Source organism: Thermoanaerobacter uzonensis DSM 18761, assembly GCF_900129115.1.
Classification (GTDB): Bacteria; Bacillota; Thermoanaerobacteria; order Thermoanaerobacterales; family Thermoanaerobacteraceae; genus Thermoanaerobacter; species Thermoanaerobacter uzonensis.
Genome location: NZ_FQUR01000008.1, coordinates 106,888 through 118,824, shown reverse-complemented (window position 1 = coordinate 118,824; position 11,937 = coordinate 106,888). Strand labels below are relative to the sequence as shown.

At 33.3% G+C, this 11,937-nt stretch carries 13 protein-coding genes; all 13 read right to left on the bottom strand.

Annotated elements, in window-relative coordinates; all coding sequences use genetic code 11:
* Positions 1-7 precede the first annotated feature (7 nt).
* The 13 genes from dut to nusA all read right to left on the bottom strand — a co-directional run bounded on the left by dut (position 8) and on the right by nusA (position 11,926).
* On the bottom strand, positions 8-454 hold the full coding sequence (dut, locus tag BUB32_RS03855) for a dUTP diphosphatase (RefSeq protein ID WP_003869126.1): 447 nt from the start codon (positions 452-454) through the stop codon (positions 8-10).
* Positions 438-1,694, bottom strand: a complete 1,257-nt coding sequence (locus tag BUB32_RS03850; RefSeq protein WP_072967621.1) for a M16 family metallopeptidase — start codon at positions 1,692-1,694, stop codon at positions 438-440. Before BUB32_RS03850 ends, dut begins: the two co-directional genes overlap by 17 nt.
* Before the next feature lie 40 nt (positions 1,695-1,734).
* Positions 1,735-2,451, bottom strand: a complete 717-nt coding sequence (locus BUB32_RS03845) for a polysaccharide deacetylase family protein (RefSeq protein WP_072967619.1) — start codon at positions 2,449-2,451, stop codon at positions 1,735-1,737.
* Positions 2,452-2,553: 102 nt separating this feature from the next.
* Positions 2,554-4,656: a polyribonucleotide nucleotidyltransferase gene (locus BUB32_RS03840; protein ID WP_072967617.1), complete on the bottom strand. Its 2,103-nt coding sequence runs from the start codon at positions 4,654-4,656 to the stop codon at positions 2,554-2,556.
* 51 nt (positions 4,657-4,707) lie between these two features.
* Positions 4,708-4,974: a 30S ribosomal protein S15 gene (gene rpsO / locus BUB32_RS03835; RefSeq protein ID WP_014062884.1), complete on the bottom strand. Its 267-nt coding sequence runs from the start codon at positions 4,972-4,974 to the stop codon at positions 4,708-4,710.
* Positions 4,975-5,062: 88 nt separating this feature from the next.
* Positions 5,063-6,013, bottom strand: a complete 951-nt coding sequence (locus tag BUB32_RS03830) for a bifunctional riboflavin kinase/FAD synthetase (protein ID WP_072967615.1) — start codon at positions 6,011-6,013, stop codon at positions 5,063-5,065.
* A gap of 15 nt (positions 6,014-6,028) precedes the next feature.
* Positions 6,029-6,880 carry a tRNA pseudouridine(55) synthase TruB gene (truB, locus tag BUB32_RS03825; RefSeq protein ID WP_072967613.1) on the bottom strand — a complete coding sequence of 284 codons (852 nt, stop codon included), beginning with the start codon at positions 6,878-6,880 and terminating at the stop codon, positions 6,029-6,031.
* A 3-nt stretch (positions 6,881-6,883) separates the two neighbouring features.
* Positions 6,884-7,837, bottom strand: coding sequence for a DHH family phosphoesterase (locus BUB32_RS03820; protein WP_072967612.1), 954 nt, complete (start codon positions 7,835-7,837; stop codon positions 6,884-6,886).
* A complete protein-coding gene (gene rbfA / locus BUB32_RS03815) occupies positions 7,834-8,193 on the bottom strand; it encodes a 30S ribosome-binding factor RbfA (protein ID WP_072967610.1) in 360 nt (119 codons plus the stop codon). The genes BUB32_RS03820 and rbfA overlap by 4 nt, the downstream gene beginning before the upstream one ends.
* Before the next feature lie 13 nt (positions 8,194-8,206).
* Positions 8,207-10,300, bottom strand: coding sequence for a translation initiation factor IF-2 (infB, locus tag BUB32_RS03810; RefSeq protein WP_072967609.1), 2,094 nt, complete (start codon positions 10,298-10,300; stop codon positions 8,207-8,209).
* Positions 10,287-10,610 (bottom strand): L7Ae/L30e/S12e/Gadd45 family ribosomal protein, encoded by a 324-nt coding sequence (locus BUB32_RS03805; RefSeq protein WP_072967607.1) that lies wholly within the window; start codon positions 10,608-10,610, stop codon positions 10,287-10,289. Before BUB32_RS03805 ends, infB begins: the two co-directional genes overlap by 14 nt.
* Positions 10,600-10,872 (bottom strand): RNase P modulator RnpM, encoded by a 273-nt coding sequence (rnpM, locus tag BUB32_RS03800; protein ID WP_029689070.1) that lies wholly within the window; start codon positions 10,870-10,872, stop codon positions 10,600-10,602. Before rnpM ends, BUB32_RS03805 begins: the two co-directional genes overlap by 11 nt.
* Positions 10,873-10,885: 13 nt before the next feature.
* Positions 10,886-11,926, bottom strand: a complete 1,041-nt coding sequence (nusA, locus tag BUB32_RS03795; RefSeq protein ID WP_072967605.1) for a transcription termination factor NusA — start codon at positions 11,924-11,926, stop codon at positions 10,886-10,888.
* Positions 11,927-11,937 lie beyond the last annotated feature (11 nt).

Below are 11,937 nucleotides of genomic sequence, written 5' to 3'. Positions count from 1 at the left end.
CCCCTCCTTATATACCGGTATGGCCAAATCCTCCTTCATCTCTTTTAGTTTCTGAAAGGATTTCTGCCTCTACTATTGTTGGTCTTACTATTTGATTGATTACCATTTGAGCAATTCTTTGTCCCCTTGCGATTTTGACTGCTTCTTTTCCTAAATTAATGACTATCAATTTTATTTCTCCTCTGTAATCAGAATCAATTGTGCCAGGAGTATTTAAAAGAGTTATTCCGTAGTTTAAAGCTAGGCCGCTTCTTGGCCTTATTTGGGCCTCAAAATTTGGAGGAAGTTCAATTTGTATACCTGTTGGAATTAGTTTTATTTCGCCAGGTTGTAATATGACTTCCTCTTTAACATTAGCATATAAATCCATGCCAGCGGCTCCTTCACTCATATAAGCAGGCAAAGGTAAGTCTTTAGCATCATCAGTTTTTTTAATCTTAAGTATTATGGACATTTTCTAACCATCCTTTATCTCTTTTGTTTAGTTTTCCAACCACGGCTATGCTCATGTCATCAGGATTTATAATTTTTTTAGCTAAGTCATTTATTTCCTCGTAAGTTAAGTTATCTATTGTTTGAAGTATTTCCTCTACAGTATGCACTTTATTAAATAAAAGCATGGATTTTCCTATTGTGCTCATTCTACTGCTTATACTGTCTAAATCCATTAACACGTTTATGCGAAGTTGTTCTTTAAATTTATTAATCTCTTCTTTTGCTAAACCTTTTGAATGCACTTCTTCCATTTCTTTTAAAATTAAGTCATATACCTTCTTAAAATTATTAGCGTTCATACTAGCAAAAATAGAAAAGACCCCAGCATGGTGATAGGTAGAAGGATAAGAATAAATCGAGTAAACCAATCCCTTATCTTCTCTTATTTTTTGAAATAGTCTTGAACTCATTCCTCCACCAAAAGTATTATTAATGATAGCTAAAGCATATATTTTCCTTAAGTCGTAAGTTATCCCAGGCAAACCAATACATAAATTTACCTGTTCAAAATCTTTTTCATAAAAAGTTTTGTTTCTATGCCAAATTGGAGAAGTCAATTGAGAAATAACATTAGTTTTTTGAATTTTCGATAAATATTTTTGCAGTATTTCATAGATATCATCGTCAAAATTTCCAGCTATCGAGATGACTATGTTATCTTTGTCATAATGAGAATTATAATAATCTACAATTTGTTTTTTGTTTATCTTTTTAACAGTAGAAAAAGTACCAAGTACAGGAAAAGACAAGGGATGTCCCTTCCATATTGTTTTCGCTAAAAGGTTGTAAGCTACGTCTTCAGGAGAATCTAATTCTGTCAATATTTCTTCAAAGATGACTTGCTTTTCCTTTTCTATGTCTTCTTCCTTAAAGGCAGGGTGAAATACCATATCAAAAAGTATATCAAGACCTTGTTTTACGTGAGTATTTAAGACTTTTATATAAAAACAGGTACTTTCTTTTTCAGTAAAGCCGTTTAACTGTCCACCAATACTATCCGTTTCTTCCGCAATTTGCTTTGCGCTTCTTAGCTTAGAACCTTTAAAAACCATGTGTTCTATAAAATGAGATATTCCATTTATAGTTTTATGTTCGTACATAGAGCCTGCTTTAATCCATATCCCTATGTATACAGAATATGCGTGAGGAATCTTACAAGTTACAACTTTTACTCCTTCAATAATCTTTTGTTCGTACATTTTATCCTCCTTTGCAAATTTAATTATTATTATAGCAAATTTAATTGTTATCTACAATTACTTCCGATACTTTAGTTATTTTATAACCTTTTTCTTTAAGTTGTTTTATTATCTGGGGCAATGCTTCCACAGTATTTTGAGTAGGGTGCATTAACACAATAGCACCGTTGTGATATTTAGTCATAACTCTATCTACAATTGTTTGAGGACTTGGATTATTCCAATCTATGGTGTCCAAACTCCATAGAATAACTTTATATCCTAATTGTTCTGCTACTTTTACTACTTCATCATTGAAATCACCATACGGTGGTGCAAAAAGGGTAGGCTTTGTTCCTGTAATTTTCTCTAAAATTTCACTACTTTTTTTAATATCTTCTTCATATTGTTGCCTACTTAAATTTGTATATTTTACATGTGTGTATCCATGACTTCCGATTTCATGGCCTTTTTGATAAATATCTTTTACAACATTAGGATTTTTTTCTGCCCATTTTCCTTCAAAAAAAAATGTAATATGGATATTGTTATCTTTAAAAATATCTAACATTTTAGGTATGTACTCATCTCCCCATGCGACGTTGCAAGCAAAGGCAATCTTTTTTTCCTTTGTATCTCCTTTATAAATAGGTTCATTGCTGTTAAAAACAGAAACACTGCGTGTAATTATGTAAATTAAAAAGATGAGCAATAATATTGCTAAAGAAAAAATAATCCAAAAGCTTTTTTTAGGATATTTTATATAAAATATTTTCATTATAACACCACCCGTTGATATTCTCACTTTAATTTTATTCAAACAGGCGGCAAATATATTACTAAAAAATAAAAAACATAAACCGTGGGTCGGTTTATGCCTTTAGTTTCTTTCTTCTTCCTCTTCATCAGGCAATGCGTCTTTTCTTGAAAGGCTTATTCTTCCTAGTTTATCTATTTCTGTGACTTTTACCAATATGTCATCGCCAACCTTTACTACATCTTCTACTTTTTGTACCCGTTTTTTTGATAGCTTAGAAATGTGGACAAGTCCTTCTTTACCAGGAGCAATTTCTACAAAAGCTCCAAAGGGTGTTATTCTAAGCACTTTTCCTAAATAAATTTCTCCTACTGCTATATCTTTTGTTATAGCCTCAATCATTTGCTTAGCTCTTTCGCCAGATCTCAAATCAGAAGCAGTAATATATAACCTACCGTCTTCTTCAATATCAATTTTTACTCCCGTTTCTGCAATAATTTTACTTATGGTTTTGCCACCAGGTCCGATTATTTCTCTAATTTTTTCAGGGTCAACTATCATCCTTATAACACGAGGTGCGTATACTGATAACTGTTTTCTTGGCTCTTTTATAACTTCTAACATTTTGCTAAGAATATATAGTCTCCCATTTCGGGCCTTTTCTAAAGCCATTTTTAAAATTTCTTTGTCAATTCCAGGAATTTTTATATCCATTTGTATCGCTGTGATCCCATATTCTGTGCCTGCTACTTTGAAGTCCATATCCCCTAAAAAGTCTTCAATTCCTTGTATATCAGTGAGTACAGAAACTACATCTCCTTCCTTGATAAGCCCCATAGCTACTCCTGCAACTGGAGCTTTTATTGGAACTCCTGCATCCATTAAAGCTAAAGTACTTCCACAAACACTAGCTTGAGAAGTAGAACCATTGGAACTTAAAACTTCTGACACTAATCTTATAGTATAGGGAAATTCCTCTTCAGAAGGAATCACCGGTTCTAAAGCCCTTTCTGCTAAAGCTCCATGACCAATTTCCCTTCTACCGGGACCTCTTAGAGGCCTTACTTCTCCAACACTGTAGGGTGGAAAATTGTAATGATGCATATATCTTTTTGCTTCTTCATCTCCTATGCCATCTAAAATCTGAATATCTCCTAATGCACCTAATGTTGCTACTGTAAGCACTTGAGTTTGTCCTCTTGTGAAAATCGCTGAACCGTGGGTTCTGGGTAGCACTCCTACTTCGCACCATATTGGTCTTATGTCATCAAGGCCCCTGCCATCTACTCTTATTCTTTCCTCTGTTATCATTTTTCGCATTTGTTCTTTCATTATATCGTAAAGTACTTCATCTATATCAGCAAGATTATCAGGATATTCTTCTTTAAAGTGCTCTAAAACTTCTTGTTCAACTTTATCTAAGTTATCATTTCTCTCTTTCTTTTCTGCTGTTCTTAACGCATTGTATATTTTTTCTGTTGCATAGGCTCTTACTTTTTCCTCTAGTTCTTTGTCTATTTCATGTAAAATTACTTCGCTTTTCGGAATACCTACTTCTTTAACTATTCCTTCTATAAACTCTACAATCTGTTTGATATATTCGTGAGCATACATTATAGCATCTAGCATAGTTTCTTCAGGGATCTCTTTTGCCCCTGCTTCCACCATTACAATAGCATCTTTTGTTCCTGAAACCACCAAATGCATTAAGCTTTTTTCTCTTTGCTCATGGTTAGGATTAATTATAAATTGCCCATCGACTAATCCTACTGCTACCGCTCCTGTAGGACCATTAAAAGGAATATCAGAAATTGAAAGAGCAACAGACGAACCAATCATTGCAACTATTTCTGGTTGTACATCAGGGTCAACAGATAAAACTGTAGCTATAACTTGTACGTCATTTCTATAACCATGTGGAAATAAAGGCCTAATTGGTCTGTCAATTAACCGAGCAGAGAGAATTGCCTTTTCACTAGGTTTTCCTTCTCTTTTTATGAAACCACCAGGAATTTTACCGACAGAGTACAGTCTTTCTTCATACTCAACAGTTAAAGGAAAAAAGTCAATTCCTTCTCGGGGTTCTTTGGAAGCACAGGCGGTAACTAGAACGACAGTATCCCCGTATTTTACCCAAGCTGCTCCATTTGCTTGTTGAGCTACTTTTCCTATCTGGACTAACAACTTTCTCCCGGCTAGTTCCATTTCAAAAGTTCGTTCTTCCATGTTATCCTCCTTTCATAAAATTTTATAGAAAATAGAGCGAGGTATCTCGCTCTATTTTCTTAAATCTAATTTTTCAATAATGGCACGATACCTTTCCATATCCGTTTTCATTAAATAATTTAACAGTGCCCTCCTTTGCCCAACCATTTTAAGAAGACCTCTTCTTGAATGATGGTCTTTTTTGTGAACTTGCAAATGAGCATTTAAGTTATTTATTCTCTCAGTTAAAAGGGCAATTTGAACTTCTGGAGAACCTGTGTCAGTATCGTGGAGCTTGAACTTATTGATTATTTCTGCCTTTCTTTCTTTGTCCAGCACTTTTTTCACCTCCATCTTTTGGAATACGCCTTATGCATAGAATACCGCCGGAGATACGTGTTTCAAAGCATAAGGTAAATTCGCTATTTTATTTTATCACATTATGTTTTTGTTGTAAAATATTTTTGAAGTTTTTAGCATAATTAATATCTTTAAAAACTTGTTCTTTTAAGGCTTCTAAATTTTGAAATTTAATTTCATCTCTTATTCTTGTTATAAATTCAACTTCTAAATATTTATCGTATAAATTTTCATTGTAATCTAAAATGTAAGATTCGACAGAAATGTTTTTGCCACCAAAAGTAGGCTTCGAACCAACATTTGTGACAGCTATATAAAATTTGTCTTCTATTTTTACTCGCGTCACATATACTCCTGCTTTTGGCAAAACTAAATCTTCTGATATTTGTAGATTAGCCGTAGGGAAACCTAATTTTCGCCCAATTTCTTGTCCATGAATAACTTTTCCTCGCAAGGAAAAAAAACGTCCTAATAACTCATTGGCTTTCTCAATTTTACCGGATTTTATTAATTCCCTGATATAGCTGCTGCTTACTACAATACCCTCCCTTATAACTGGTGGGATAACATAAACTTTATATGAATATATTTTGGAATATTTTTTTAATGTATTTACATTCCCTAAAGCTTTGTAACCAAATCTATAATTATGTCCCACCACTGCTATTTTAATGTTTAATAGCTCTACTAAAATCTTTATTATAAATTCTTCAGCAGTTAATTTAGAAAAATTTTCAGTAAAGTCAAAAAATATTCCGTAATCAAGGTTAAATTGCTTTAAAATTTCTACCTTTTTTTGATAAGTGGTTATAAGCTCTGGTTGCTTGTCAGGGGTTAAAATTTTTGAAGTATGCTGTTTAAAAGTGAAAACAGCACTCGCTAAGTTATTCTCTTTAGAAAGAGCTATTGTTTGCTTAATTAATTCCTGGTGACCTATATGAACTCCATCAAAATTACCTAAAGCTATTACTTTGGCCTCTTTGTATTTTGATGCATTACTTTCATCAACAATCTGCAAATTATCATTTCCCCCTCAAAGAAGTCTTTTTGGACGGATTTTATTTTGCTCTAAAATCCCAATGCCGAGAAATTTACCATTATTATCATATAACTTCAAAAGTGAAGTTTCAATAGGATATCTATTTTGAATAAATTGGCCTTTTAAAATTTTTTCAGCTTCCATTTTGTTTAATTGTACAGATGGTAATTTAATAAACTTATCTATTGGCTGCAACAATACTTTCTTCTCTTTTATTTCTTCAAGAGTATATGCATCTTCTATTTTAAAATCACTAACTTCTGTTCTTATCAACATAGACATATATCCCGGCATATTTAATTTTTCACATATATCTCTTACTAAAGCTCTCACATAGGTGCCTTTAGAACATTTCACATCTATTAATACTCGATAAGGTGGTTCATACTCAACTAATTCAATATCGTATATGGTAACCTCAATAGGTGGAATATCAATTTTTTTACCTTCTCTCGCATATTCGTATAACTTTTTTCCTTTTATTTTCTTTGCAGAATACATTGGAGGAATTTGTTTTATTATCCCTTTAAATCCATTTAAGACTTGTATTAATTCTTCTTCCCTCAGAATCCTTACAGGTCCGCTTTTTACAATTTTGCCACTTTTATCTAAAGTGTCTGTAGTAAAGCCAAAGGTTATTTCAAATCTATATCTTTTATCCTGCTCAAGAAGATAAGAGACAAATTTAGTGGCATTTCCTACACAAACAGGCAGTACTCCTGCTGCATCTGGGTCTAATGTTCCTGTATGGCCTACTTTTCGTATATTATAGATTTTCCTAATAAAATCTACAACATCATGGGAAGTCATACCAGGGGGCTTTAAAATATTGAGTATTCCTTCCAATTTTTATCCCTCTAACTCTTTGAATATTGCCTGTAAAATTTTTTCTTTGGCTTCTTGGATATTTCCTTTGATGCTACATCCAGCAGCCCTTACATGTCCTCCACCGCCAAAAATATTCGCAATTTTATTTACATCTATTTTTTCTTTTGACCTTAGACTAATTTTTATCTCTTCTTCTTTTTCTATTAATAGTACTGCTACTTCCACTCCTTCAATATTTCTAGCATAAGTGATAATATTTTCTATATGTGAAAGGTTTGTGTTTGTTTCTTGGAAGTCCTTTTTTAAAATTTCCATATAAGCAACTTTCTCACCCTTATATAATGTAAGGCTATTTAAGGCTCTTCCCAAAAGTTTTGCTTTGTTGAATTTGAGAGTATTAAAAACTTTATCTCCAACTTCTTTAAATTTAGCGCCATTGTTTATTAAGTCCCCAGCTATTTGATGAGTTATAGAAGTAGTTGATTCGTACATAAATCCACCACTATCTGTCAAAATCGCTGTATAGAAACTTGTAGCTATTTCTTCATCAAATTCTACTCCTAACAATTTAACAATTTGATAGGCTATTTCTGCTGTCGCTGCTGCGTTAGTATCTACATAATTCAATTTGGCATACAAAGTATTTGAAATGTGATGGTCAACATTAATAGTTACAGCAGAAGTTTTTAAAAGTTCTTTGGTGCTGCCCAATCTTTCTTCATCAGCACAGTCAAAAATCAAAACCACGTCCGCCTCTTTATAAAATGGTCTTGATATTTTATCAGCATTAGGGACAAAATTGTACATTTCAGGAATTTCGTCATCTATGAATACATCTACTTCTTTTCCCATTTTTTTTAATACTTTATACATTCCTGTAACAGTGCCTATAGCATCTCCATCGGGTGCAATGTGAGAAGCTACGATTACACTTTTAGCATCTTTTATGTGATTAATTGCATCAATTAATATCAATTACCATCACCCTCTTGCTTGTTTAGTTCTTTTAATATTTCAGAAATATAAGCTCCGTATTCTATAGATCGATCCAATTCAAAGATAATTTCAGGAGTATATCTCATTTTTATTCTTCTTCCAATTTCGTGTCTGATGTAGCTGGCTGCACTTTTTAGCCCTTCAAAAGTTTCACGTTTATCTTCTTCATTCCCGTAAATACTTACATAAACTTTAGCATATCTCAAGTCTTTAGTAAGTTCTATATCAGTTATACTAACCATTGCTTTAATTCTTGGGTCTTTAATTTCTTCTAAAATCATCTTACTTATTTCTCTTTTCATTTCTTCTGAAAGTCGACTATTCCTGTACTGCATTATACTCATCCTTTCAACGAGGAATTTCTTCCATTTGATAAGCTTCTATTATATCCCCCTCTTTAATGTCATTGAACCTATCTATACCTATACCACATTCAAATCCTTGTTGCACCTCTCTTACGTCGTCTTTAAACCTCTTTAAAGAAGCAATTTTACCTTCATAAACTACAATACCATCCCTTACTACACGTATATCAGCATTCCTTAATATCTTGCCACTTAACACATAGCATCCAGCTACATTTCCTATACCAGGTACTCTAAAAACAGCTCTAACTTCTGCTCTTCCTAACTCTACTTCTTTATATTTTGGCTCCAACAGACCTTTCATAGCCGCTTTGATATCTTCAATAGCCTCATATATAATTCGATAAAGCTTTATATCTACCTTTTCTTTTTCTGCGAGATTTTTAGCGTTAGTCTCTGGTCTTACATTAAAACCTATTATTATGGCATTAGAAGCTGATGCAAGCATAACATCTGTTTCAGTTATTGCGCCTACTGCTCCGTGTATTACCTTTATTCTAACTTCTTCGTTGCTTAAGTCTTCAATAGATTTTTTTAGTGCTTCTACTGAACCTTGAACATCCGCTTTGATGATAATATTTAACTCTTTTACACTACCTTCCTGTATTTGACTAAATAAGTCCTCTAATGAAACTTTTTGCTTGCGTTTAAGTTCCATTTCTTTTTGAAGTTCTCTACGTCTTTCTGCTAATTCTCTTGCTTTTTTCTCGTCCTCTACTACTATGAGTTTATCTCCGGCTTCTGGTACTTCAGAAAAACCCAAAACCTCTACGGGCATAGAAGGTCCTGCTTTTTTAATCCTTTTACCTTTATCGTCAAACATTGCCCTTACTTTTCCATAAACAGTACCTGCTAAAATAACATCTCCTATTTGCAAAGTTCCACTTTGCACAATGACAGTTGCAACAGGACCCTTTCCCTTTTCTAGCTTTGCTTCTATTATAGTACCTCTTGCTGGCTTATTTGGATTAGCTTTTAAATCTTCCATTTCAGCAACCAGCAAAATCATTTCTAAAAGATTATCTATACCTATATTCTTCTTAGCAGAAACAGGTACACAAATTGTATTTCCTCCCCATTCTTCTGGCACTAAGCCTAACTCACTTAGCTCTGTTTTCACCCTATCTGGATTTGCAGTTGGCAAATCTATTTTGTTTATAGCTACAATCATGGGTACGTTGGCGGCTTTCACGTGGTTTATTGCTTCTACAGTTTGAGGCATAACACCGTCATCTGCGGCTACTACTAGCACGACAATATCTGTGATGCTGGCTCCTCTTGCTCTCATAGCAGTAAAAGCTTCGTGGCCGGGTGTATCTAAAAAGACAATTTTTTTATCATTTATCTCAACTACAGAAGCTCCTATGTGCTGTGTAATTCCTCCCATTTCTTTCATAGTGACATTTGTATTTCTGATGGCGTCTAATAAAGAAGTTTTACCGTGGTCCACATGTCCCATTACAGTAACAATAGGAGGACGAGGTTGCAAATCTTTTTCATCATCGGGCGTTTCTTCTAATAACATTTCTAATTCATCTTTTACTTCCTCTTTGTCTACTAAAAATCCATATTCTTCAGCAATTTTAGCTGCATTTTCAAAGTCAATTTGTTGATTTACTGTAACCATTATTCCTTTAGCAATTAACTTTTTAATTATTTCTGTAGGATTGACTTTCATTTTTTCTGCTAACTCTTTTACAGTTAAAAACTCTGGAATAGTGATTATTTTAATTTCGTCCTCTTCTTTTTCTTCTGTTAAAACCATTTTTTTGTTATTCTTCTTATTTTTTTTATTACCTTTTTTAAAGCTCTTCTTATAAACTCTTTCTTCTTCTATGTCTTCTAAATTGTCCTCAAATGTATCTTCTTCCTTTTGTTGATCGACTTCTTCTGTTTGTTGTGGTTTATCACTTAATAAATCCATTATCAATTCTACTTCTTCATCTTCCAATGTGCTCATATGATTTTTTACTTTTATATCTAAATCATTTAATTTAGAAATAAGGTCTTTACTAGATAAATTTAATTCTTTTGCTAATTCATAAACTCTTGTTTTAGACATATTATTCACCTCCATAATTTTCCTCCTTTGCAGCATCCAATAATACATTTGCTAATCCTTCGTCTGTAATACCAATTACCCCGACCATTTCTCTTCCTATAGCTTTTGCCAATAACTCTTTTGTGGAATATACAATGTACGGGACTTTATTTCGTTCACACATTGTAGCAAACTTTTTAAAAGTATTTTTTGACACGTCAGTAGCCAATACAACTAAAAAGACTTTCTTAAGTTTAAGGTATTTATCCACACTATAATTGCCAGAGATAAGTTTACCTGCTTTTTTGCTTATTCCGAGCATAGAATGAAATCTGTCATTCTTCATCCTCTATCTCCCTCTTTAGTTGTTCGTAAATTTCATCAGAAATTGGTACTTCTAGCGCTTTTTCTAATCTTTTATTTTTAAAAGCTTTTTCAAGGCAGTTTATATCTTTGCAAATATAGCAACCTCTCCCCGGCACTTTACCTGTTAAATCCACTTGTACAACTGAATCTTTTGCTCGTCTTACAATGCGTATTAATTCTCTTTTCGGTTTCATCTGCTGACAGCCTAAGCACATTCTCATTGGAACCTTTTTGGTCTTCATCTTTTCACCTCACTTAACTTTTTACCATTGATTCGCTTTTTATGTCTATTTTCCAACCTGTGAGCTTTGCCGCCAACCTCGCATTTTGTCCTTCTTTTCCAATTGCTAAAGACAATTGATAATCAGGTACAATTACTCTTGCTACTTTTTCTTTCTCATCTAAAATTTCTATACTTAACGCTTTTGCTGGGCTTAAAGCGTTCATTATAAATTCTTGAGGTTTTGAACTCCATTTGACTATATCTATTTTTTCTCCTTTTAGTTCATTGACAACAGCTTGTACCCTCGCACCTTTATATCCAACACAAGCTCCTACAGGATCCACATTTTCATCCCTGCTAAAAACTGCCATTTTTGTGCGTGAACCAGCTTCTCGAGCAATACTCCGTATTTCAACTATTCCTTGTTGAATTTCTGGGGATTCCAATTCAAATAACCTTTTTACAAGACCTGGATGAGAACGGGAAATTAAAATCTGAGGTCCTTTAGTAGTCTTTTTTACTTCCACAATATACACCTTAACTCTGTCTCCTGGGGCAAAAGTTTCACCTGGAATTTGTTCTGTCGGGCCTAATATAGCTTCAACTCGACCTAAATTAATGAGTACATTCTTTTTATCTACCTTGGTTACAATTCCTGTTACTACTTCTGTTTCTTTACTCAAAAATTCTTCATAAATCACATTTCTTTCCGCTTCTCTAATCCGTTGAATCACAACTTGTTTTGCGGTTTGTGCTGCAATCCTGCCAAAATTTTTTGGCGTTACTTCTATATCAACTATATCTCCTATCTGATATTTTTTATTTATTTTTCTCGCTTCTTCTAAACTTATTTCTAAGAGGTCATTGTAGACCTCTTCTACTACAGTTTTTTGTGCATAAACTTTTACATCACCTGTTTCTCTGTCCATCACAATTTTAGCATTTTGCGAAGAACCATAATTTTTTTTGTAGGCAGAAACTAAAGCAGCTTCTATCGCTTCAAACATTGTATCTTTTGGAATGCCTTTTTCCTCAGAGATAGAATTTAAAGCTTCTATGAATTCTGTATTCATTATTTTATCCT

Bases quoted from the DNA above. Each gene is read 5' to 3' on its own strand.
- dut (WP_003869126.1), bottom strand. From the start codon at position 454: ATGTCCATAATACTTAAGATTAAAAAAACTGATGATGCTAAAGACTTA.
- BUB32_RS03850 (WP_072967621.1), bottom strand. From the start codon at position 1,694: ATGTACGAACAAAAGATTATTGAAGGAGTAAAAGTTGTAACTTGTAAG.
- BUB32_RS03845 (WP_072967619.1), bottom strand. From the start codon at position 2,451: ATGAAAATATTTTATATAAAATATCCTAAAAAAAGCTTTTGGATTATT.
- BUB32_RS03840 (WP_072967617.1), bottom strand. From the start codon at position 4,656: ATGGAAGAACGAACTTTTGAAATGGAACTAGCCGGGAGAAAGTTGTTA.
- rbfA (WP_072967610.1), bottom strand. From the start codon at position 8,193: ATGCAGTACAGGAATAGTCGACTTTCAGAAGAAATGAAAAGAGAAATA.
- infB (WP_072967609.1), bottom strand. From the start codon at position 10,300: ATGGAGGTGAATAATATGTCTAAAACAAGAGTTTATGAATTAGCAAAA.
- BUB32_RS03805 (WP_072967607.1), bottom strand. From the start codon at position 10,610: ATGAAGAATGACAGATTTCATTCTATGCTCGGAATAAGCAAAAAAGCA.
- rnpM (WP_029689070.1), bottom strand. From the start codon at position 10,872: ATGAAGACCAAAAAGGTTCCAATGAGAATGTGCTTAGGCTGTCAGCAG.
- nusA (WP_072967605.1), bottom strand. From the start codon at position 11,926: ATGAATACAGAATTCATAGAAGCTTTAAATTCTATCTCTGAGGAAAAA.